The organism is Bartonella sp. CR84HXZ, from assembly GCF_042194535.1.
Classification (GTDB): domain Bacteria; phylum Pseudomonadota; class Alphaproteobacteria; order Rhizobiales; family Rhizobiaceae; genus Bartonella; species Bartonella grahamii.
This window is the reverse complement of the sequence record NZ_JBHIMY010000015.1, coordinates 16,742-39,617: the sequence shown is the minus strand read 5'-3', so window position 1 is coordinate 39,617 and position 22,876 is coordinate 16,742. Positions and strand designations below refer to the sequence as shown.

Genomic DNA, 22,876 nt, shown 5'->3' with positions numbered 1-22,876 from the left:
TTTAATCGATTTTAAGGATAATTTTACCAAAAACATCACGGCTCTCCATTCGTTTTAAAGCTGTATCAATTTCATCAAGCTCAACAATTGTATCAATGACAGGGTGTACAGTTTTTTCTGCCATTTTTTGCATGGCATTTTTCATATTTTCCATACGGCAGCCAAATGAACCGAATATCTTAAGTTGTTGTTGGAATAATTGCATGAGATTTATTGGTGCTGAAACACCAGAGGTAGAGCCGCAAGTCACTAAGCGTGCTCCTTTTTTCATACATAACAAAGAACCGTTCCATGTATCTACACCAACATGCTCAAAAACAACGTCAACACCTTTTTTTTGGGTTAATTTACGCACCACACCTTCAAAACGATCTTTACGATAATTAATCACATGATCTGCTCCAAGAGAGTGTGCTTTTGCAATTTTTTCATCTGAACCTACAGTTGTGATAACTGTACAGCCCATGTGTTTTGCAAGTTGAATGGCTGCAGAGCCAATACCTGAACCACCAGCCTGTATCAGGATTGTTTCTCCTGCTTGTAGTTTTGCGTTATCGAAAAGCATATGTTCTACGGTACCAAAAGTAATTGGAGCAACCGCTGCCTGCAATTCATCACATTGGGGAGGTGATGGAACTAATAAACGTGCTGGCAAATTGACAAGCTCACACGCAAATCCATCAAGGTGAAAACCGTAGACTCCCTTTACATGACTGCAAAGATTATCTCGTCCTTCATGACAAGCTTGGCATACTCCGCAGGTTTGTGCACCATAAATTGAGACAATCTGTCCAAGTTGGAGATGTTCAACGCCATCTCCTATTTGTATAACTTCACCAGAGGCTTCTGCACCAATGATGAGGGGCATTTTTCTTTTCGCAAAAGCCATGCCACGCCATCCCCATACATCAATATGATTAAGAGCAACGGCTTTTATCCGCACAGTTACTTCACCTAGACTAGGTGAAGATGGCGGGGAAATATTAGTGATTTCAAGCCGACGATCATCGAAGAGTTGCAGTGCACGCATTACCATTCCCTTTAAATATGTTATTAGGTTAGCGTTATAAAATTTTATTATTAAAGGATTATCCTTTATATGCAGTGATGACAAGACTCATATTTTGACCACCAAATCCAAATGAGTTGGACAAAACTGCATTGACACAGGCTTTACGGCTATGATGAGGAACAACATCTAAAGGGATATCAGGGTCAGGATTATCATAATTTATTGTAGGTGGAAGTATCCCCGATTGAATGGTTAAAAGCGAAAAAACCGCTTCTATTGCACCAGCAGCAGTTAATGTATGCCCAATCATTGATTTATTAGAAGAGACTGGAATATGCTCTAAAAGATCACCGAATACTGTTGATAATGCAAGATATTCCATTTTCTCATTTTCAGGTGTGGAAGTTCCATGTGCATTAATATAATCAATTTCATTGATGGTTATTTTTGCATCATCTAAAGCTTTGCGGATGGATTCAATTGCTGGTGATGCATCGGGTTTTGAACGAGTACGGTGAAAATCATCGGCTGTTTCTCCACAGCCAGCTAAAATTCCTAAAACTGTAGCATTACGGTTTAATGCGCTTTGAAGAGATTCAAGAACAAAAGCACCTGAGCCTTCTGCCATAACAAATCCATCCCGATCACGGCTAAAGGGTTTTGCTGCTTTTTCAGCAGGCTCATTTTGGGTTGAAAGAGCAGATAGTAACGAAAAACGGATGAGAGATTCAGCTGAAACTGATCCATCTGTCGCAATTATGAGAGCTCGATTTGTCTCTCCCCGTCTAATAGATTCAACTCCTAATTGAATTGCTGTTGCACCAGATGCACAAGCAGTGGAAAGTGTAACAGGAAGTCCTTTTGTGCCAAATGTTTTTTGAAGTTTTTCTGCAATTGCACCAAATTGTGTGGCTTCAAAAAGCGTTTCATGGAGTTTATTCTTACAGACTTTAAGAAGGTGTGCATAAGAAGGTTCACCATTGAATTCGTCCTCTTGATCAAGACTAAAACGTGCGGTCCATTCAAGTTCAACAGGAGGAGCAGCTAGAAAGAGTGGTCCATTAAAATTTTTTTTATCAACAGCAGCTTGTTCCAAAGCTTCTTCAGCGGAAAGATGTGCAAGCTTCTCAGAAAGAGCTGAAGCACCAAGTGTACTTTCTTTGAGAAAATCAATTGTTCCAGCAATATATGTATTTAATCCCTCAACGGGAAAACGTGTTATTTTGTGGATACCGCTTACACCGCTTGTTAATTTTTGCCAATTTTCATGTTTTCCTTGTCCCAGTGATGTGACGATGCCTGCCCCAGTTATTGCTACAAGTGGACGTCCAAAATGATCATGATATTTCACTATAGAAATTCCCTTCAAACAGCTGTAAGACGCACAATACCTTCAGCTCTTTTTATACCAATAGTTGTAACAAATATTTCACGTACTTCTTTAGAAAAAGGTTTTTCATGAGGACTTAACGCTGGAAAACTGTGTTTTTTTTCAATTGAAAGTGCTGCAAGAGCTAGAGCTAGAGGAAATTGTGCTTCCCGCATATAACCAAATAATGTTGTAATGCCACGGTAAGATAGATCAGCATTATCAAGAGCATTTTGTTCTGCTTTTGTTGCTTCGTGAGCTCCTGAGGCTGCTGAAATGGCTAGGGCAGATTTAGCGCCCGCAGTTTTTAACATTGTTGCAATTGATTCTCTAAGTGGAATTTTGGTTCTATCTGTTTGGTTTGTAATAATTTGGCTAATTTCAGCATAAGCACGTGCGTTGCGCTTTTTTGCATGTTCTCCACTTTCAAGAACTAGGAAGATACCACCAGAACCGGCTATGATACCGCCGCCGGGGTGGATTTCACGATCCCACACTGGGCTCCATCCATTATGGGTTAAAAGACCACCAAGTTCATGCGCCAACAACATATCATAACTTTGTGCATTATAGGAACCTCCTACAAGAGCATGGGTACTTTGACCTGATTTAATGCGAGCTACAGCAATTTGAAGAGCAGAAAGCCCACTGCCTTCTTCTCCCATAAATGTACGAGATGATCCAGTGACTTTATGAACAATTGAAATGTTTCCTGCCAAAAGGTTTGAAAGTTGTGCCAAAAATAATGTTGGACGAAGTTCGGTTGAAAGAGCAACATTTAACATAGAGGCATGATCGGCAACTGCGCGCGCTTTAGAAAGAATCTGTGTATCAACAGTAATATCACGCTCTCCTCCACTTGCTGCTACAATCATGTCCATTGTTGAAGTGAGGTGTTCATCATTTTTCATGCCAGCATCATCAAGAGCAAGACCAGCCGCATAGGTACCAAGACGCTGCCATGTTCCCATTTGCCGTTGATCACTTTTTTTAGGAATTTGTAAACTCCAATCAATTTCGGGCAATTTATGAACCGTGTAGGGTGAAAAAGTTGTACAATCTAGGTTTGGTGTACGGATTGGATCATTTAAGAGATTCCAATGTTGATCAACTCCTTCCCCCAGAGAGCTTATGAGGCCTATACCAGTGATGAATACAGATTGATCATGCATGGTGAAAAAACTACTCCGCCTGTTTTAAGGCAACGAGATCATCAATTTTTGCACAAAGGTTTTTAAGAACAAAGTATTCTTCTGTTGCAACAGTACCTTCGTTGACTTCTTGTGTCCATTGTTCTAGAGGGACTTTTATTCCGAAAGCTTTATCAATAGCGAAAACAATATCAAGAAAATCAAGACTGTCGATTCCTAGATCGTCAATTGTATGACTTTCAGGTGTAATTGTATTGCGATCAATTTCACTGATTTCTGCTATGATATCAGCAACTTTATCAAACGTGGAAGGCAATGTACGGATTCCTTATTATAGAGTTAGTAAATTCAAAATACATTTAATATCGTTCTTCTAGCCTTTTTTCTCTTAAAAAAAAAGACTTAATCCAGAATATAGCTATCTTTCTCTATAGAGAAAAGAGGTTTACAGTACATGAAACGCTATATCTCAATATTTAAAAAACTTTGAAATTTTATTGCGCATTTATTTTACGAGTATATTTTTTCTATTGGCTGCAAGGACAGCAAGGGCTGTTATATTAACAACTCCCCGTGAAGTTACTGAGGGCGTTAAGATATGGGCGGGACGTGCTGCCCCGATTAGAATAGGACCAACATGGAGTGCATTTGTGAGGCTTTTAACAGTGTTGAGCGTGATATTGGCTGCATCAAGTGTTGGAAAGACAAGCAAATTAGCTTCACTTTTAAGACGAGAATCAGGAAAAACACGATCACGAAAAACTTTGGAAAGGGCAGAATCACCATGCATTTCACCGTCTGCTTCTAAATCAGGGTGTAATTTGGCAAGAATTTCTGTTGCACGTCGCATTTTACGCGCACTTTCTGTGTTTTTAGAACCAAAGTTTGAGTGTGATAATAAGGCTGCTTTTGGTGTTATTCCAAATGCTTCAACTTCTTGAGCTGCCAATACAGTCATTTCAGCGATTTCTTCTGCAGAAGGATTTTCGTTGACGTAAGTATCTGTGAGGAAAAGAGTACGTTGTTGAGAGATAAGCAAACTCATAGCAGAAAAACGATGAACATTAGGATCAAGACCGATAATTTGTTCAATTAATTCAAGTTGACGTTCAAAACGTCCTTCTAAGCCGCAAATCATTGCATCTGCTTCTTCACGCATGACGGCAAGGGCAGCAATAGCCGTTGTTGATGTTCTTACTACTGTTTTTGCCATTTCAGGCGTAACACCACGCCTTCCTGTATAATGAAAAAATAAATTAACATAATCACGAAAACGTGGATCATCTTCAGGGTTGGTTAATTCAAAATCTATACCAGGACGAATTCTTAAACCAAAGCGTTTTAATCTCGCTTCTACGACATGTGGACGGCCGATAAGGAGAGGCGTTGCGGTTTGTTCTTCAATGACAACTTGTGCTGCACGAAGGACGCGTTCATCTTCACCATTAGCATAGATGACGCGTTTACGTTTTGCTGTTTTTGCTGCAGCAAAAACAGGTTTCATTGTTAAACCAGAAAGAAAGACAAATCGATTGAGGATATCATAGTAGGCTTCCATATCTTCAATGGGACGAATGGCGACACCAGTTGCCATTGCTGCTTTAGCAACAGCGGGAGCAATACGCAGTATTAAACGCGGATCAAAAGGAGAGGGGATCAGATAGTCTGGTCCAAAATTGGGTGGTTCTTTTGAGTATGCACGTGCTACAACATCTGAAGTTTCTTCACGTGCAAGGGCAGCAATCGCATGAACAGCGGCCATTTTCATTTCTTCATTAATTGCACAAGCACCTACGTCTAATGCACCACGGAAGATATAGGGAAAACAAAGGACATTATTAACTTGATTGGGATAATCAGAGCGTCCTGTACAGATCATTGCATCTGGTCGTATAGAGCGTGCTTCTTCAGGCATAATTTCTGGTACTGGATTAGCCAGCGCTAAAATGAGTGGATTTTGAGCCATTCTTTTAAGATATTCAGGCTTTAAAACACCACCCGCAGATAGGCCTAGAAAAATATCCGCATCATCAATAATATCAGATAAAGTTCGTGCGTCCGTTTTTTGTGCGTAATTGATTTTCCAACGATCCATAAGGGTCTTGCGACCTTCATAAACAACCCCCTCTAAGTCACTAAGCCAAATATTTTCAACTTTCGCCCCAAGACGAACCAAAAGATTAAGACAAGCTAGGGCAGCAGCACCTGCACCTGAGGTAACTATTTTTGCATTTTCAATTTTTTTTCCTGAAAGAGTTAAGGCATTTAATACAGCTGCAGAAACAATAATGGCAGTTCCATGTTGGTCATCATGAAAAACTGGAATATTCATTTTAGCACGAAGCTTTTCTTCGATATCAAAACATTCAGGAGCCTTAATGTCTTCAAGATTAATACCACCGAATGTAGGTTCTAAGGTTGATATCGTTTGTACCATTTGTTCTATATCGAATGCATCAATTTCAATATCAAAAACATCAATATTCGCAAATTTTTTAAATAAAACGGCTTTGCCTTCCATAACTGGCTTTGAAGCGAGTGGACCAATGTTTCCTAAACCAAGAACAGCAGTTCCATTGGATATAACAGCGACTAAATTAGCACGGGAGGTATATTGAGCAGCAAGATTGGGATCTTCATGAATCGCAAGACATGGTGCTGCAACGCCTGGAGAATAAGCAAGAGCTAAATCACGTTGATTATCAAGAGGTTTTGTTGCTTGTATTTCCAATTTTCCAGGTTTTGGGTGTTGGTGATAAAAAAGTGCGGCACTGTCAAGTTCAGCTTTTGGTGAACTGAAATCACTATTTCGTTCTCTAGACATTTTTATGATATCCAAGTTAGCGTATGTGTATATGAGATGTTCCATCTACGATAAGGTTTTGTCCACTAATAGATCCTCATTTCTCTGAATATCAAAATGCATGAGCATGAGCAAATTCTTCTGGATCGTAAAACCAGTTTGATGATTCTTTTTGTTTGTGTGCATGAATAATTTCATTGATAGCAGCACATTTGTTTTTCTTTCCTTAATAAAACTCGTAAAAGTTGATTATTTTACAAAAAAATAAAATATTTTCTAACGATTACATTATCAAGCCATTATTTTTTTGCAATGTTTACAAAATAAGGAAAGAACAGAAGAACGGTTCCTATCAATTTCATCCATTTTTTATAAAATATATATTTTATTTAAAGTTTTATACGGAGGTAGAAGAAATTTTAAATAACAATTTGTAATTTATAAATTGTTTATTCAGCTATTTTAAAGGAAACTGGAACGTTGAGAATGGAAGTTGTGTTGTTCATTGTTCAATTGGATTCTTAATAGTGAAAGCTGTATCTTTTATATACTGACAATTATGTGTTTTAATAAACAAAGATGTGGCTGAAATGGCTGTAATTGCGGATTTGATACATGAAAATCATATGTTTAGCATAACGCTTTTCTTTATAATTTATAATGCATCATTTCGTATGTTGAATGAGAAATTTGAATACAATAAGATTCTTTTATTTAAAATTCACCTAATATAATAAAAAATATTCAATTACATAATTCAAACGAGAGTAATGTGTGGATAAAAAACGTTTGAAAAATAAATAGAAATGTTTCTATGAGCTATTTTAATATAAGAGCATGGGATTTTTTCACAATTAGCAAAAATAATTATTACCTATTTTGTACCTTTATGAAACTATGAAAAATAAAGGAGTTAAGAAAAAGATAAGAAAATAGAAAATATGCTTATCATTCTTAAAGTGATATGTTGTTTGATAAGTCATTACGCTTCTTTAGGGTTATTGCTTAGGATATCAAAGAAAACCGCATGCCAATTATTCCAGCCTTTGAAGTACAAAGCCGTAGTTGAAAGCAAAGTACTCTACGATGAGCCATTAAAACAACTGGAGAGGAAAAAAGTGGAAAAAATATCTTTTTCCACTTTTCTTATTTTTTATTGGATTCGACCACTTGCATGAGCAAGCATAGTATAAACTTTTCCGGTATCTGATATCAGGTATTTGCGAACTGAGCTGGAAGAACCAGAACTACGCGATATATCACGTAAGAGCTTTTCGAAATCTGTAACATATTGATTCACTGAACGTTTAAACTCAAAATCGCTCATATATTTTCTCTTAATCATTTCAAATATTTTTTGTCCATTTAAGGTATAAAGGCGTTCTGTTACGATGTTTTTTTGTCCACGTTGATAATGATCCCATAGCTCAACAATGGCATTGTGATTAATAGCTTTCACTATACCAGAAGCTAATGAATTAAGAGAGCTGTTTGCAGGAGATGGTTTTGTTTGCACTGATGTTAAAACATCATCACTAGGGGGAGCATCATAAAACGTTTCTTCACGTGAAGCTCTTTCTAAGAGATTTGACACCCATTTATTTGGTCTTTTTTTGCTTTGATCTTGTTGCAAAATAGGCTTAGGTGGTACGATCTTTTTAACGGACTCAGTGGAATTGTCATTTCTTTGATTAAACATTGATGATGCAGGAAATTCTGATATCAGCTGTTTTTTTGCGCTCTTTTGATCATTTTGTATAACACTGACTAGATCTTGTAACGCTGTAATCTGTTCATTCAAAGCTGTGCGAATTGTTTGCGTTGTTTCTTTTGTCTTTTCTGGAAGTTTTTTAACATTTTCATTGATATCATTATTAATCTTTGAAAGCTCTAAACGAACTTCATCAGCGGAGCGACGTATGTCTTCTGCTGCTTCTGAAAAACGCGTCGATGCTTCACTAACAAGCCTATTAAGTGATTGTTGGAATGAATTTGTGGAGTTACGTGCATTTTTATCAGAGCGTTCAAGTGCTGAGTTGAAGATTTTTTCATAATGTCCAATCAATTGATTAATTTCATGAGACTTTGAAACAAGAGCATCGCTTAATACAGAAAGCATATTATGTTTTTCTTCAAGTGTTGCACTAAGTGAATTTTCAGACTGTTCAAGAACATGAATAGTTTGGGAAAGTGTTTTTGCATGTTCACCAAAACTGCTCGTTATATGATTAATTTGTTCAAAGGTATTCTTTGAAAGTCCTTGCAGAATTTCAACATTATTATTGAGCGCTTGATTTGAGGCTGACAAACGCTCTGCTACTTGGTCCGTGTTGCGGAAAAAATTATTCGCACTCTCATTAAACTGACCATCAATATTTTGAACAGCTGATAATAAAACATTACTATTTTCGTGAAAATTGTAAATTGATTGATTCAACTGTGTTAAGACGGATGAGACATTATTAACAAGTTCTTCCTTCATAACCGTTATTGTTTGAATTGTTTCAGAGTTAGCTTTGGTTAAGCTATTCACTAAAAATTCATTATGTGCATAAATTCTTTGTTCAGCTTCTTGTGTGGAGAGAGAGAGTTGTTCACCGATATGCTGTGTTAAAGAATCTATTGATTCTGTCGTATTTTGCGCTGCTTGATTTAAGTGATTTGTCAGCTCTGTTATTTTTCCAACATGTTTTGAAATTTGTGTTGCTGTTTGATTTTCTGCATTTTCCAGACGGCTCGTTACATCAGAGAGCTGATACCCTAAATCATTTTTAAAATTTTGCATAGAGTGATGAAGAACATCACAGCGTTCATTAAGAACTTGCTCTATTGCTGTTGTTGATGTGTGAATGGTTTCATTCAATAATGCTTGTGCATTATGACTGGCTGTTGCAAAAGCTTCGACAGTATGCGCTGTTTGTTCAGACAGAACGGACAGAACTTTTTCACTGGTATCATAAACAGTTTTTTTGACATTTGATACAATGCGATTGCCTGATTCTGAGAGAATATTTTCTGCTTGTGCAGTAACATTTGTAACAGATGAAAGAATTTGTTCACTCGTAGAAGAAAGAATATCAGAAGCTTTTATAATCTTGTTATGCAGATTATCTGTAACTGTATTAACAGAGTCTTCTAAGGTTACACGCATATTGTCAACACTGCTTTCCAGCGCTTGTTGAATTATCTGACTTTGCTCATTATTAAGCATGAGAGACGTTTTTAACGTGTCAGAACGTTCCTCAATAACAGATGTTTGCATATCAATGGCTTCACAGATTTGGCTAAATTTTTCAGATAATGTTTCCTCTAGCGTTGTTGTCCGTTCAAAAATCTTGTGTGCACGATCTTCTAGATCTGTATCGAATGATTCCATACGTGTTTCAAGGGTTTCAAAGAAAACACCACTCGATTGAGAGAGAGTATTCTTTAAAATTTCGGCATGGCTTTCAAGGTTTTTGATATGATCTTGAACCGTTTCAGTAATGTTCTTATTATTGGCAACAAGTGCACTCTCAACTAAATCTATTTGTTGTTTCAATGCAACATCGACACGTATATCACTTTTTGCAATGAGGTTATGGATTGTTTCCATGCGTTGCTCAAGTGTGCGTGCTTGATCGGCAAGAACTTCATTGAGAGAAAAACTATTAATCGCTAAAGAGTCACGCAGAGCATCGGCACGGATATCAATATTTCTCGCTTGTGCTTCTAAAGCATCTTGGGTTGTATTGCAGCTTTGTACAATGACATCTTGTAGTTTTTCAGTGCATTGAATGATGTTTGTGATATGATTTTCAGCCTGTTTATCAACGACTTGAATATTGTCAGCCAAAACTTTTTCAATATGAGAAGTATTTTGGGACAAGACATCAATTTGATTTCTTAATGTATCCGCAATTTTATTCTTCTCGTTATCGAGCATGTCTGCCATAAGAGCTCGTTGATCAGAAAGTTGTACTTTAAAATCTTGTGAACGTTCTTGTATGATATCAACAATGGCATTGTCGACATACTGAATTTCTTCTCTCAGACTTTCTTTACTTTTATCAATTGCAGAAAGAATAGCTTCACGTCCATTTGTAAATGCATGGGTAATGTCTGCTGTTTTTTCCTGGAGGTTTTCATTTATTTTCAAGACATGAGATTCCAAGAAGTTACCAAGTTTTTCAGCATTATCTTCTAAAGCTTGACTGCGTTCTATAAAGGAATCAATGATCGAATCACTATGTTCTTTAAGAGAAAGATCAACAGTTGCTAAACGTTGTTCAAAGGCTCCAATTGCTTGCGAGGTTACGTTATCAAATTTAGAAGAGAGTTTATGTGCTTGGTCGTCGAGCTTTAAGATCTTCTCATCAAAATTCTGTAGAGATTGATTATTACGATCAATAAGAGCTTTATCCAAGGCTTTAAACTTTTCATCGACAGCGTGCAAAGTTTGATCTGTTACTGCCTGTATATGTGTTGCAATTTTAGCAACATGTACTTCCGCTTTTTCAGCTGTTTCATTAAAGGTTTTTTCTATTTGCTTTTCATTATGATCAAATCGTTTTGCAAAACCATCGAAGTTTTTTCCTAATTCATGAAAAAAATCTGTGTTTTTCTGCTGAATTTGTGTTGTTGTTTCGTTAAATTTTTCAACAAGCTGATTTGTTACGCCATCACCGGCATAGGAAAGTTTTTCAACAAGGTCTTCACCTTGTTTTTGTAAAGTTTGAGAGAGAGTTTGTGCAAGCTTTTCAACATTGGTTACAATTTTAGAGGTAACTAAACCAAATTCATCACTCAGTTGTTCTTGGGTTCCTTTAATTGTTGATTGTACGCGATCTGCGTGATTCAAAATGGCGATGCGTTCATTGCTCAATTCTTTGATTAATGTGTGAATACGTGATTCATTCTCAGCATAGGCTTGTTCTAGGTTGTGAACTTCACCTTGTATGATTGCTTCAAGTTCAACAGCACGTCCGAGGGTACGTTCAATACCTTCGTTCATTGCCGCTACTTCTTCACGAATGGTTTGCCCTATAGCAATAGCTTGTTTTTCAGATAAATGTTGTGGTTCACTAAGGCGTTGTGCAGCATTTGTCATAAGAAGAGCAATGTTATGCAAGTCGTTTGAACGTTTTGTTAATTGAGCAACGCCCCAAGATATAAGGATAGGAATTGCTGTTCCGGCTGCTACAGCGAGTCCTGTTGGGGATGTAACAAAAGTGCTGATATTGGATAAGGAGCTGAGTCCGGTAGGTGCGAGCTTATGCGCAATAAAAGCTCCTCCCGTTGCCCATAAAGCACTAAGCGCTGTTGTATACCAGTAGACTCGAGAGGAAGAACGCTGCTTTAATAGTCCAAAATTTACAGGGGTTGTTATATCATCATTTGCAGGAAGAAGTTTTGTAGACAACAATGTATTATGAACAGTTCCACCTGAAATATCAGGTGAAGGTTTTGGAGCGAAAAGCTGTTCAACAACGGATTTATCAACAACAGCTTCATCATGAATATTAGAAACAAAAGTTGACGTACCGTTTTCAGCAAAGAATTCTTCTTCTGCCATTGCAATTTTTTGAATCAGATCATCGACATTAACAATATTTTCAGAATTATTGGATGATATTGTTTCAAATTCTGTGTCATTGAAATCAAAGTTCATAGCTTTTGTGAGGGCTTCTTCAACTTCAACTTCAAATGTTTGCAATTTGGTTCTGCGTGCCATACTCGCCTCGTACTCTTACAGACGGAAAAGGGATACGTCCTCTTCCACATAATTTCTACATACTAGCTGTTAATTATTTAGAAAGGAATATGCTTAGGAAAAAATTTTAAAAACTTATCAAGATAAAGTTAACGCGGTTTCTTATACCCTGTTTAAAAATGTTATAAAATATAGTAAAAACAATTTATTATTTGAATCTAACAAAAACAAAAATACTGTTTACAACTTGTGTTTATAAAAAACTTTATAAGCCGCTAGTCTTTGAAATAAGGATAATTTAATGGCGGTTATATATACAGTAGGGTGGCGAATACCTCTCTATTAATACCGATGATCGTTAATAAATATTGTTGTCCGTTTACTTTTATTGATTCTAAATGAAGCAGCTTCATCATCACATATAGTCTGTAATAGCTTAGGATGTATAAAAGTATGCCTTTGAATTGTAAGCTCATAAAAAAGTAAACGTGGAAAAATTTTTAATTTAATATAGCTTTTCGTAAGTTGCGCTTTATTATTGCCTTAAAGAGCCGTTTTTTCTCTAATTTCAGTTGTTTGTTGCTAAATTTTGAAGCTTCTACGTTGACAATTGGATATTTTTCAGTCGATATGCATGCACGAATATTTTATGCAATCGAGATGAAGGTGTAAGAATAATGGCAGAGCGATCACAACACCTGCAAGATGTGTTTTTAAATACGGTGCGTAAGCAAAAAATTTCCCTTACAATTTTTCTTGTCAATGGCGTTAAACTCACAGGTATTGTAACTTCATTTGATAATTTTTGTGTTCTTTTACGCCGAGATGGACACGCGCAATTGGTTTATAAGCATGCTATTTCTACGATTATGCCTGGACAGCCTGTGCAGATGTTTGAGGGTGAAAGTCCTGAGTAAGCATGTCATTTTAAGATAGACCTCTTATCCCATTTTAAAAGTACTTAGATTGCTATGATAAATGAAAATGAGAGATTAGGAGGGATATTTTCGCAGAATACAGGACAGGTGCGCGCACTTGTTTTGATACCAATTTTTCAAGAAAATAGAAGTGAAAGCTCTTTGAGAGAGTGTTCGATATCTTCTCGTGTTAAAGAGTCATTAGGCTTAGCGTGTGCTATAAGGTTAGAAGTTGTTAATTATGAAACGATTAATATTGCAACGCCTCGCTCTGCAACTCTCTTTGGAAAAGGTAAAGTAGATGCGTTAACCTGTTACATAGATGAATATTCTATTGAGCTTGCGATTGTAGATCACTTTTTAACACCAGTACAGCAGCGTAATTTAGAAAAATTATGGAATTGCAAAGTTATCGATAGAACGGCTTTGATTCTTGAAATTTTTGGGGATCGTGCACGAACAAAAGAAGGAGTTTTGCAAGTAGAGTTAGCGCATTTGTCCTATCAAAAAGGGCGACTTGTGCGTAGTTGGACGCACTTGGAAAGGCAACGGGGGGGGCGTGGCTTCTTAGGTGGACCTGGTGAAACGCAAATTGAAGCAGACAGGCGTCTTTTACAAGAGAAAATTATTCGTATTCGACGCGAATTGGAAACGGTTATTAAAACACGTGCACTTCATAGAGCAAAAAGGAAAAAAACATCTTATCCTGTTGTGGCACTGGTAGGATATACGAATACAGGAAAATCAACTCTCTTTAACCGTTTAAGTGGTGCAGATGTTTTAGCAAAGAATATGTTATTTGCAACGCTTGATCCGACTTTGCGCAAAGTTGTTCTTCCCCATGGAAAAACTATTCTTTTGTCTGATACTGTAGGGTTTATTTCTAACTTGCCAACAAATTTGATTGCAGCTTTTAGAGCAACCCTTGAAGAAGTGGTTGAAGCGGATCTCATTCTTCATGTAAGAGATATGTCAGATCTTGATCATCGTGCACATGCTCAAGATGTTTTAGAAGTGCTTTCAAGTCTTGATATCGATATTGATGATATGGAGCATATCATAGAAGTTTGGAATAAGATTGATATGTTGGATGAGCAGGCATTGAATGTTTTACAAACAAGCGCAAAAACACGATTAAATCCTGCTCTCATGGTATCAGCGCTTAAGGGGGATGGACTCGATCAATTATTAAGAGCCATTGAAAAGCGAATTTTTGGAGAGGTGCAAAGCATTGAATATCTTTTAAAACCTCATGAAATGTCGCTTATCGATTGGTTTTATGAAAACTCTGCGGAAATAATGCAAGAAGGACATGATGATGGGTCTGTTACCATTAGAGCCGTTATTACTTCTGAAGCAAAAAAACAATTAGAGAACATCAAAAAAAATATGAATTAAGTTCTTTAAAGCTATTGCTGAACATTTGTGCTTAAATTTTATGTTTTTATTATCTGAAAATAATATGACAGCAAGTTAAGAGGATAGTTACTACTTTCTCTTAATAAAACAATATGAAGAAGTATTTTGCTGGTTAAAATAAAGATGAGTCTTAAGTGTAATAAAAGACTATTCGTACGTACCGTATGGCGAAGCATTTTGATTGTTTTGCTATTACAAGTGCTATGTATATCTTTGATTTGGTTGTATTATTTTGTCCAGCCCCGTGGTTACCAAGCAACTTTAATATTTTCATTATCTGATTCTGTAGGAAAACCGTTACCAATCAAAAAGCAAGACAATGTTATCGCCTTTTTGTTTGCACAGCCTATGTTCTTCAATGATTCGCAATTTTCTTTAAGTGCTTTTAATAAGAAAAAAAATCATGAAAATATCCGTTTATCGCGTCGTGGTGATTTTATCGATTTGACTTTTGAAGCTGAGACACTTGAAGCAGCTCAACGTGGGTTGGAAACTTGGTTTTCCGCATTTTCACAAGCAATCATAAAACAGAAACAATTCTTGTTAAATGATAAATTAGAAGACAAACAATATGATAATACTGCAATCGTTAATATCGTGCAGGGATTTCGTATATCTGTTGAGTCTTTTATTCAGCATGGTGTAAAACAAACAGAGCTTCATGATCTTTCTATGCAATTAACGGAAGCAACTTTAAAGCGTATTCATTTAACAAGTTTGAATTCAATGATTAACATGATGCGTGAAAAGGGACAGTCTTTATTGTCTTTATCATTTATTGCAGGTAATTCAGCAATTGTTGCTCTGGAATCTAAACGCGATCTTTTGGAAACGCAAAGAGCACATATGGCGGCGCAATTGGGGTGGACACATCCTCAAATTAAAGCAATGACTGCAGAATTAGAGACAGTTTCTCATCAATTAAAAAATAAAATTTTACAAATTGTTTATCAAGTTCATTCAGATGAGGTTATTGCAACGGAATTAGAAAAACAACTCAAAAAAAGAATGAACTTTTTTGTAAAAGATCAATCCCAATCTTTGAATGAAATATTTAACGAGTTTGAAAATAAAATAAAAGCAGCAGTCGATGCACAAAATAAAGCGATGAACAAGTCTGCTCAACGAAGAGAAAAAATTATTGGTTCATATCGGAGATTGAATGATGATCCTCTTCTCTTACAAAATACAAATATCCACGTGGTTATGCCAACAACGTTAGCACCAATTTCTTTTATGGCTCTTTATGGAAAAAATATTCTTGTGAGTGCATTGGCCAGCTTCCTTACTCTTTTGCTAGGAATATTGTTATTTTATCCGTGCTTTAAAAGCAAAAAAGACCAACTCTCAGAAGAGGATTTGAGATCAAAAGAAAATACTCTTAAGAAGAACGAGAGTATTTTAGTCTCTCAAGAAATGAAAAATCTTGAAGCTTTTATTACGATAGAGGGATTATCTGATGTTTTGAAATGGCGTGCTTCAACCATTATTTCAATCATTGGACCAGAGGCTGCACGGACAGCGGCAAAGCTTTCACTTCATCTCACAAAAGAGAAAAAAACAATTTTGTTGGTCGATATTTCTGGTCAACAAATAGAGAAAGTCATTGGCCCACATCGCGGACTGAGTGATATTTTAACGGGCAATGCCCAGTTGCATGATGTTATTTATCGTGATTATGATACGGGGGTTGATATTCTCCCTCAGGGGTTAACAAGTGCTATTTCGGCACAAGATTTTTCAAATGACATTTCTCATATATTACAAGAATTTAAAAAAGAATATGACTTTATCATCCTAGAGATGGCAAGCGAACCAAAATATGGATTTGAGCAATTTGCAGAGCTAACAGACTATTATATTTGTAATACTGTTCTTAATGAACAAGAATGGATGATGCGGATGGTAAGCAGCTTTCCAAAGACTGTTTATCGCGTTGTTGCATCATAAACTTCGTAAAAAAGAAATATGTATCACATGTTATAGTAGTACGCTTGTTTTTTGCTAAAGTTATAGTACATACTAAAATACACAAAGATTTGATGTTTAAATTTTAAAATGCATTGTAGTTGGAGAGAAGCGTGGGGCAATCAGAGATGGCAGTAAAGAGATTAAACAATAGCATTTTAACGCCCGTGCAAAAGAAAAATAGAAAACAAATACAGGTGTGGCTTTACTCTATTTTATTGCTTTGTTTAGCAATTGTCTTAGTAGGTGGCGCTACTCGTTTGACGGGATCAGGATTATCTATAACGGAATGGAAGCCAATACACGGCGTTATTCCACCGATTGGTGTGGATCAATGGCAAGAGGAATTTTTAAAATATCAACAGATAGCACAATATAAGCTGCTTAATCCTGATATGACCTTAAGTGCTTTTAAGGTCATTTTTTGGTGGGAATGGGCGCATCGTGTTCTTGGGCGTCTTGTTGGTCTTGTTGCTTTATTGGGGCTCATTTGGTTTTGGGCGACTAAGCGTGTTGAAAAAAATATCTTACTCCCGCTTATTATCGTGCCTATTCTTATCGCCTTTCAAGGCTTTATTGGTTGGTGGATGGTTGCTTCAGGGATTGGGCAAAGCAATTTAACAAGTGTGAGCCAATATCGTTTGGCATTTCATCTTATAACGGCATGTTTTGTTATTGTTTTTGTTACTTATTTATCTCGAGGACTTGCAGAATACTCAGAAAAGCCAGCAAATCAAAAGGTGCAATATTTTGCGGCTTGGCTTGTTGTTCTCGTCTTGATAGAGATTTATTTTGGAGCTTTGGTTGCGGGGCTTCATGCTGGAAAAGTCTATAATACATGGCCTCTTATGGATGGGCAGATTATTCCTGATGGATTGTTGCAGCTTCGTCCTGTTTGGCTCAATTTATTCGAAAATTCCTTAATGGTTCAATTTATTCATCGGTTTTTTGCTTATTTTTTATTTATTATCTCAGTTATTCATGCTTTCTATGTACAAAAAAACATTCCACATTCAACCCATTCTCGTCGTGCATTTCTTATCTGTGTTATGATTATTATTCAAGCACTCTTGGGTATTTTAACGCTGTTACATGAGGTTCCGATAAGTTTAGGGCTCATTCACCAAAGTATGGCACTAGCAGTGTTGTGTTTTGCGGTTGCGCACTGGCGAGCAACGAAAGGGGCATATCGCGTTGTTGAATAAAAGTTTGTATTTAGGGAGTTTTAGTCGCTTGAAAGCATTAAGTCGAGGTTCTGGATAGCCGCAGCTGATGCGCCTTTTCCTAAATTATCGAATATGGCGCTGAGATTAAAAATACCTTCACGATCATTTCCAAATACGAACAGTTTCATATTATCTTTATTGGCTAAACACTCTGGATTAAGTCTTTGAAGTGAAGCAGTTTCTTCTTGTGATGCAACTAAAATGGTATTTTGTCCATCGTAATGGTTTGCGAGAATTTCGCGCAAATCAGAACAGTTTGCTGATTTTGTGAATAAATGGCGATGCAGAGGAAGATTCACAATCATTCCTTGGGGAAAACGACCAACACTTGGTATAAAAATTGGGGTTTTGTTGATTTGTCCATAAATTTTAATTTCTGGCACATGTTTGTGTTCAAGATTAAGACCATAGATAAAATAATTGTCCTGAATGTTTTGTTGAGATTGATTTTCCATTTGTAAAATCAACTGTTTTCCACCACCAGTATAGCCGGAGATTGCGTTAATCGATATGGGATAATAGGCGTCTAGCAGTCCTGCTTCACGGAGTGGGCGAATCAAACTAATGGCACCGGTAGGATAGCACCCAGGATTGGTTACATAATGTGCTGCTTGGATGCGCTTTCTTTGTCCTGCTGTCATTTCAGGAAAACCGTAAATCCAGTCTGGTGCAACACGGTGGGCTGTCGAGCTATCAATAATCCTAATGTTTTTATTTTTTTTAAGCCAATGAACTGTTTCGCGTGCAGTATCATCTGGAAGACACAAAATAGCAATATCGGCTTGATTAAGATAGTCTTGTCGCAGATGAACATTATGGCGATCTTTATGAGCAAGAGAGAGTAGTTCTAAATCTGTACGTTTCTCTAAGCGTTTTTGTATTTGTAGTCCGGTTGTGCCATGTTCACCATCAATAAAAACTTTGGTTAGCATTCTTATTTGCCTTGTATTAACTTTGCCTATTATATTCAGCTTTTCACATTATAAATTATTTTTAATCATTAAATTATTGAATTTCTTTAGATTATAGATACCTTTTGTAAAAGGTGTAAACAAATAAGAGTGTAAAAAAAGAAATGTAATCTCATTTTTCATCATTCTTGAGAGGGAAGTTTTTCACTGTTTTTATAACAAAGAGTAAGATAAATATTTGCATCATTATTTTTGAGTGTAAGTGGTTTAAAATGTTTGGTTTGCATGGTTTGCTGTGTTATCGTTCAGTGACTTTATTTTTTTTATGTTAGGAACGTGTTTTATGACTCAGCAAGCAAGTGACGCAGAAAAGCGCTTTTTTAATGATAATTTACAAACTGTTGATGGTGCAATCTTTGATGCAATTAGAGGGGAGTTTGAGCGTCAACAACATGAAATTGAGCTGATTGCTTCAGAGAATATTGTTTCAAGGGCGGTCCTTGAAGCGCAGGGGTCTGTTTTAACTAATAAGTATGCAGAAGGTTATCCAAGAAAGCGCTACTATGGCGGGTGTCAATTTGTTGATGTCGTTGAAGATTTAGCCATTGAAAGGGCAAAACAGCTTTTTGGTGCTGCTTTTGCGAATGTACAGCCTAATTCTGGTAGCCAAATGAATCAAGCTGTCTTTTTAGCTTTACTTCAGCCTGGTGACACATTTATGGGATTAGACTTAAATGCTGGTGGTCACCTTACGCATGGTTCATCTGTTAATATGTCAGGAAAATGGTTTGATGTTGTTTCCTATGGTGTGCGTCAAGAAGATCAGATTATTGATATGGATGAGGTTGAGCAGCTTGCAAAAGAACGTAAGCCCAAACTTATTATAGCGGGTGGCTCATCTTATCCACGGCTATGGGATTGGAAACGATTCCGTGAAATTGCAGATGAGATTGGTGCTCATCTACTCGTTGATATGTCTCATATTGCCGGTCTTGTTGCTGGTGGCGTGCATCCTTCACCCGTTCCACATGCGCATATTGTAACAACAACAACACATAAGTCGCTTCGAGGTCCTCGTGGTGGTTTAATATTGACAAATGATGAGTCTTTATCCAGAAAAGTTAATTCTGCAATTTTTCCTGGTCTTCAAGGTGGTCCTTTAATGCATGTAATTGCCGCAAAGGCTGTTGCATTTGAGGAGGCTTTGCGTCCCTCTTTCAAGAGTTACAGTGCCAATGTGGTCGCTAATGCGAAAACTTTAGCAAAAATATTACAGAGTAATGGTTTTAATATTGTTTCTGGTGGTACAGATAATCATTTGTTGTTGGTTGATTTACGTTCCAAAAATCTAACAGGTAAACGTGCTGAATTGGCTTTGGGGCGCGCTCATATTACCTGCAATAAAAATGGTATTCCTTTTGATCCTGAAACGCCATCTATAACATCGGGAATTCGCTTGGGATCACCTGCTGCCACAACACGTGGTTTTTTAGAAAAAGAGTTTATTCAAGTTGGTCATCTGGTTTCAGAAGTTCTTGATGGTCTTCGGAGCGCAAAAAGTGATGAAGATAATTATGCCGTTGAAATGGCTGTTGAGAAAAAGGTAAAAGATATAACGAGTCAATTTCCTCTTTACTCTTATCTTAGTACTCGTTAAGGACACAAAAGATGCGCTGTCCTTACTGCCAATATGAGGATACACAGGTTAAAGATTCACGTCCAGCAGAAGAGGGGGCAGTGATTCGCCGCCGCCGTGTGTGTTCCGTTTGTGGTGGTCGTTTTACAACTTTTGAACGTGTTCAGTTGCGTGAGCTCTTGGTTGCTAAAAAAAGTGGACGATGTGAACCATTCGATCGTGATAAGTTAATGCGTTCAGTTGATGTGGCTGTACGTAAGCGCAATATTGATCCTGATCATATTGAACGAGCAATTTCTGGCATTGTGCGCCAGCTTGAAAGTTTGGGAGAACCAGAGATTGCTTCAGAAAAAATTGGACATCTTGTGATGGAAGCATTGAAAAGAATTGATGATATTGCTTATATTCGTTTTGCTTCTGTGTATCGAGATTTTCGTAATGCAAGCGATTTTCACGATGTTATAGATGAATTGTCAAAGGGTATCGCGGATACAGAATCTCGTTTTGATGAATAAAAAAGTGCAAGATGAACGGTTTATGGCTGCAGCTATTCGTTTAGCAGAACGTCATGTCGGTCTTACAGGTGAAAATCCTTCCGTTGGTACGTTAATTGTGCGAAACGATAATAGTGCGGGGGCATTTATTGTTGGCTATGGCGTAACAGCTATTCATGGGAGTCCTCATGCGGAAGTGCAAGCTTTACATATGGCTGGTTCTTTAGCTCAAGGAGCGACTGCTTATGTTACTTTAGAACCTTGTGCGCATTATGGAAAAACTTCGCCGTGTGTGAATGCACTCATTGATTCAGGTGTTTCTCGAGTTGTTGTTGCGCTGACTGATTGTGACAAGCGTGTTGATGGTCATGGTATTGCTCTTTTGCGAGCAGCGGGTATTGAAGTGGTTGAGGGCATTTTAGCTGAAGAGGCTTTTGAATCTTTATGGACACATTGGTGCATAAGGAAGATACAACGCTGTGCGGTCACTTTTAAAATGGCAATTTCTGCTGATAATGGTGTTGGAAAAAGAGAAAAGGGCAGCGTAAAAATTAGTGGAACACTTTCTCATGCCCATACGCATATTCTACGTGCTCAAAATAATGCTATCCTCGTTGGTATTGGTACTATATTAGCAGATGATCCACAACTCAATTGCCGCTTGCCAGGGATGGAGGTGCGCTCACCAATTCGTATTATTTTGGATGCAGATTTATCTATCCCCCTTGATGCAAAAGTTGTCCAAACAGCCATGAAAATTCCTACATGGGTTATTTGTGATGTGGATCTTTCAAAGAAAAGCAAAAAAAATGCATTGGAGCAATATGGTGTGTCTGTTTATTCGGTAGAGATGAACAATGGTTGTGTAGAACCCTTTGCTCTTTTACAGATGCTTTATAAACATGGGATTAATAGTGTTTTATTGGAAGGGGGCGTAAAGACAGGGGAAACGTTTTTAAATGCTGGTTGTGTGGATCATTTGATATGTTTTTATGCACCCGTTATTTTAGGCGAAGGTCGTGTTGAAGCCCCTCATTTTGGAAATTATCTTTCGCAATTTCATAAGGTTGAATCAAGAATGTTTGGAAATGACCGTTTTTATAAATGGAGACGTAAGACATTATGTTCACAGGGATTATAACAGACATCGGTTGTGTTGAAGATGTACAACCTTTAAAGCAAGGGGTGCGTTTAGATATTTCTACACGCTATGACATACAGAGTTTGGAAATTGGTGCATCGATTGCGTGTTCAGGGATTTGTCTGACAATTGTAGAGCGGGGGGTACAACAAGCGACTGCTGGTTGGTTTGCTGTAGAAGCATGGGAAGAAGCATTGCGTTTGAGTAATCTTGCACAATGGACAAAAGGAACTTTTGTTAATTTGGAACGTTCGCTTCGATTAGGTGATGAAATGGGAGGACATTTGGTTTCTGGTCATATTGATGGTTTGGCTGAAATTATTGATCAAAAAAATGAAGGGGATGCAATTCGTTTTTATTTAAAAGTTGCAAGACAATTTATGCCTTTCATTGTCAATAAGGGATCTATTGCACTTAATGGGACATCTTTGACTGTTAATGGTGTTGAGGATTGTGTTTTTGATGTTCTTATTATTCGCCATACACTCGAAATGACAACGTGGGGACAAGCTAGAATTGGAGATCGGGTCAATTTGGAAATTGATCAACTTGCTCGTTATGCTGCGAAACTTTTTGCTTTAAAAAGAGAAGATGAATAAGCCAAAACTCTATTGATCGTTTTCAGAATTTTATGCTTTATAACCTTGATTTTTTTTGATTCGTTTTTGTGGAATTCCATTATGAAGAAAGAGATACGTAAAAAGCCTCACGTATTGATTGTTGAAGCACGTTTTTATGAGGGGATTTCTGATGCGCTTTTGAGAGGTGCAGTGAATACTTTGCAAAAAGCTGAAGCAAGTTATGATGTTGTAACGGTTCCTGGAGCATTAGAAATACCAAGTGCAATAGCTTTTGCTGAACAAAATAACATATCTTATGATGGTTATGTTGCTCTTGGTTGTGTTATTCGGGGCGAAACATATCACTTTGAAATTGTTGCTAATGATTCTTGTCGTGCATTGATGGATTTAACTGTTCATCAGCATTTGGCTATTGGAAATGGTATTTTGACTGTTGAAAACGAAGAACAAGCATGGGTGCGTGCAAAACTAGATGACAAAAATAAAGGTGGTTTTGCGGCTGAAGCTGCTTTATGTATGATCGCTCTAAAAAAGAGATTTGGAGATAATCGTTAAA

The 22,876-nt window shown here is 37.1% G+C and carries 16 protein-coding genes; 9 read left to right on the top strand and 7 right to left on the bottom strand.

Translation table 11 applies throughout. From position 1 onward, the window contains the following. Position 1: 1 nt before the first annotated feature. The 6 genes from ACFIKD_RS07175 to ACFIKD_RS07150 all read right to left on the bottom strand — a co-directional run bounded on the left by ACFIKD_RS07175 (position 2) and on the right by ACFIKD_RS07150 (position 12,048). On the bottom strand, positions 2–1,030 hold the full coding sequence (locus tag ACFIKD_RS07175; protein ID WP_375636044.1) for a zinc-binding dehydrogenase: 1,029 nt from the start codon (positions 1,028–1,030) through the stop codon (positions 2–4). A 58-nt stretch (positions 1,031–1,088) separates the two neighbouring features. Continuing rightward, positions 1,089–2,363: a beta-ketoacyl-ACP synthase gene (locus ACFIKD_RS07170; protein ID WP_375636045.1), complete on the bottom strand. Its 1,275-nt coding sequence runs from the start codon at positions 2,361–2,363 to the stop codon at positions 1,089–1,091. A gap of 14 nt (positions 2,364–2,377) precedes the next feature. Next, on the bottom strand, positions 2,378–3,553 hold the full coding sequence (locus ACFIKD_RS07165) for a beta-ketoacyl-ACP synthase (protein ID WP_375647597.1): 1,176 nt from the start codon (positions 3,551–3,553) through the stop codon (positions 2,378–2,380). 10 nt (positions 3,554–3,563) lie between these two features. Continuing rightward, on the bottom strand, positions 3,564–3,848 hold the full coding sequence (locus ACFIKD_RS07160; protein ID WP_005773457.1) for an acyl carrier protein: 285 nt from the start codon (positions 3,846–3,848) through the stop codon (positions 3,564–3,566). Between the two features lie 189 nt (positions 3,849–4,037). Further along, a complete protein-coding gene (locus ACFIKD_RS07155) occupies positions 4,038–6,356 on the bottom strand; it encodes an NADP-dependent malic enzyme (protein WP_375647595.1) in 2,319 nt (772 codons plus the stop codon). 1,132 nt (positions 6,357–7,488) lie between these two features. Further along, on the bottom strand, positions 7,489–12,048 hold the full coding sequence (locus ACFIKD_RS07150) for a hypothetical protein (protein WP_375647594.1): 4,560 nt from the start codon (positions 12,046–12,048) through the stop codon (positions 7,489–7,491). A 656-nt stretch (positions 12,049–12,704) separates the two neighbouring features. Here ACFIKD_RS07150 and hfq point away from each other — a divergent pair. The 4 genes from hfq (at position 12,705) to ACFIKD_RS07130 (ending at position 17,536) form a co-directional block, all read left to right on the top strand. Beyond that, positions 12,705–12,944: an RNA chaperone Hfq gene (gene hfq / locus ACFIKD_RS07145; protein WP_005773461.1), complete on the top strand. Its 240-nt coding sequence runs from the start codon at positions 12,705–12,707 to the stop codon at positions 12,942–12,944. Positions 12,945–12,998: 54 nt separating this feature from the next. After that, positions 12,999–14,342 carry a GTPase HflX gene (hflX, locus tag ACFIKD_RS07140; protein WP_375636049.1) on the top strand — a complete coding sequence of 448 codons (1,344 nt, stop codon included), beginning with the start codon at positions 12,999–13,001 and terminating at the stop codon, positions 14,340–14,342. 144 nt (positions 14,343–14,486) lie between these two features. After that, complete coding sequence (locus tag ACFIKD_RS07135; RefSeq protein WP_375647593.1) at positions 14,487–16,313, top strand: hypothetical protein; 1,827 nt, start codon at positions 14,487–14,489, stop codon at positions 16,311–16,313. Positions 16,314–16,459: 146 nt separating this feature from the next. Continuing rightward, entirely contained in the window at positions 16,460–17,536 is a 1,077-nt protein-coding gene (locus ACFIKD_RS07130) for a COX15/CtaA family protein (RefSeq protein WP_375636051.1), read from the top strand. A 20-nt stretch (positions 17,537–17,556) separates the two neighbouring features. Here the strand turns inward: ACFIKD_RS07130 and argC are convergent, their stop codons facing one another. Then, positions 17,557–18,489: an N-acetyl-gamma-glutamyl-phosphate reductase gene (gene argC / locus ACFIKD_RS07125; protein WP_375647591.1), complete on the bottom strand. Its 933-nt coding sequence runs from the start codon at positions 18,487–18,489 to the stop codon at positions 17,557–17,559. A gap of 322 nt (positions 18,490–18,811) precedes the next feature. On the opposite strand from argC, the gene glyA reads away from it, so the two are divergent. The 5 genes from glyA (at position 18,812) to ACFIKD_RS07100 (ending at position 22,875) form a co-directional block, all read left to right on the top strand. Next, the gene (glyA, locus tag ACFIKD_RS07120) at positions 18,812–20,125 is read left to right on the top strand and encodes a serine hydroxymethyltransferase (RefSeq protein WP_375636053.1); all 1,314 of its coding nucleotides are present in this window, start codon (positions 18,812–18,814) and stop codon (positions 20,123–20,125) included. 11 nt (positions 20,126–20,136) lie between these two features. Further along, positions 20,137–20,619: a transcriptional regulator NrdR gene (nrdR, locus tag ACFIKD_RS07115; protein ID WP_015856456.1), complete on the top strand. Its 483-nt coding sequence runs from the start codon at positions 20,137–20,139 to the stop codon at positions 20,617–20,619. Continuing rightward, positions 20,612–21,739, top strand: coding sequence for a bifunctional diaminohydroxyphosphoribosylaminopyrimidine deaminase/5-amino-6-(5-phosphoribosylamino)uracil reductase RibD (gene ribD, locus ACFIKD_RS07110; RefSeq protein WP_375636054.1), 1,128 nt, complete (start codon positions 20,612–20,614; stop codon positions 21,737–21,739). Before nrdR ends, ribD begins: the two co-directional genes overlap by 8 nt. Then, the gene (locus ACFIKD_RS07105) at positions 21,721–22,338 is read left to right on the top strand and encodes a riboflavin synthase (protein ID WP_375644957.1); all 618 of its coding nucleotides are present in this window, start codon (positions 21,721–21,723) and stop codon (positions 22,336–22,338) included. The genes ribD and ACFIKD_RS07105 overlap by 19 nt, the downstream gene beginning before the upstream one ends. Before the next feature lie 81 nt (positions 22,339–22,419). After that, positions 22,420–22,875 carry a 6,7-dimethyl-8-ribityllumazine synthase gene (locus ACFIKD_RS07100; protein WP_375636056.1) on the top strand — a complete coding sequence of 152 codons (456 nt, stop codon included), beginning with the start codon at positions 22,420–22,422 and terminating at the stop codon, positions 22,873–22,875. Position 22,876 lies beyond the last annotated feature (1 nt).

What these genes read in the sequence shown, in the direction of transcription:
- ACFIKD_RS07165 (WP_375647597.1), bottom strand. Translation starts at nt 3,553, where the DNA reads ATGCATGATCAATCTGTATTCATCACTGGTATAGGCCTCATAAGCTCT.
- ACFIKD_RS07100 (WP_375636056.1), top strand. Translation starts at nt 22,420, where the DNA reads ATGAAGAAAGAGATACGTAAAAAGCCTCACGTATTGATTGTTGAAGCA.
- hflX (WP_375636049.1), top strand. Translation starts at nt 12,999, where the DNA reads ATGATAAATGAAAATGAGAGATTAGGAGGGATATTTTCGCAGAATACA.
- glyA (WP_375636053.1), top strand. Translation starts at nt 18,812, where the DNA reads ATGACTCAGCAAGCAAGTGACGCAGAAAAGCGCTTTTTTAATGATAAT.
- ACFIKD_RS07155 (WP_375647595.1), bottom strand. Translation starts at nt 6,356, where the DNA reads ATGTCTAGAGAACGAAATAGTGATTTCAGTTCACCAAAAGCTGAACTT.
- ACFIKD_RS07175 (WP_375636044.1), bottom strand. Translation starts at nt 1,030, where the DNA reads ATGCGTGCACTGCAACTCTTCGATGATCGTCGGCTTGAAATCACTAAT.
- ACFIKD_RS07105 (WP_375644957.1), top strand. Translation starts at nt 21,721, where the DNA reads ATGTTCACAGGGATTATAACAGACATCGGTTGTGTTGAAGATGTACAA.
- ACFIKD_RS07135 (WP_375647593.1), top strand. Translation starts at nt 14,487, where the DNA reads ATGAGTCTTAAGTGTAATAAAAGACTATTCGTACGTACCGTATGGCGA.
- ribD (WP_375636054.1), top strand. Translation starts at nt 20,612, where the DNA reads ATGAATAAAAAAGTGCAAGATGAACGGTTTATGGCTGCAGCTATTCGT.
- ACFIKD_RS07150 (WP_375647594.1), bottom strand. Translation starts at nt 12,048, where the DNA reads ATGGCACGCAGAACCAAATTGCAAACATTTGAAGTTGAAGTTGAAGAA.
- ACFIKD_RS07130 (WP_375636051.1), top strand. Translation starts at nt 16,460, where the DNA reads ATGGCAGTAAAGAGATTAAACAATAGCATTTTAACGCCCGTGCAAAAG.
- hfq (WP_005773461.1), top strand. Translation starts at nt 12,705, where the DNA reads ATGGCAGAGCGATCACAACACCTGCAAGATGTGTTTTTAAATACGGTG.
- argC (WP_375647591.1), bottom strand. Translation starts at nt 18,489, where the DNA reads ATGCTAACCAAAGTTTTTATTGATGGTGAACATGGCACAACCGGACTA.
- nrdR (WP_015856456.1), top strand. Translation starts at nt 20,137, where the DNA reads ATGCGCTGTCCTTACTGCCAATATGAGGATACACAGGTTAAAGATTCA.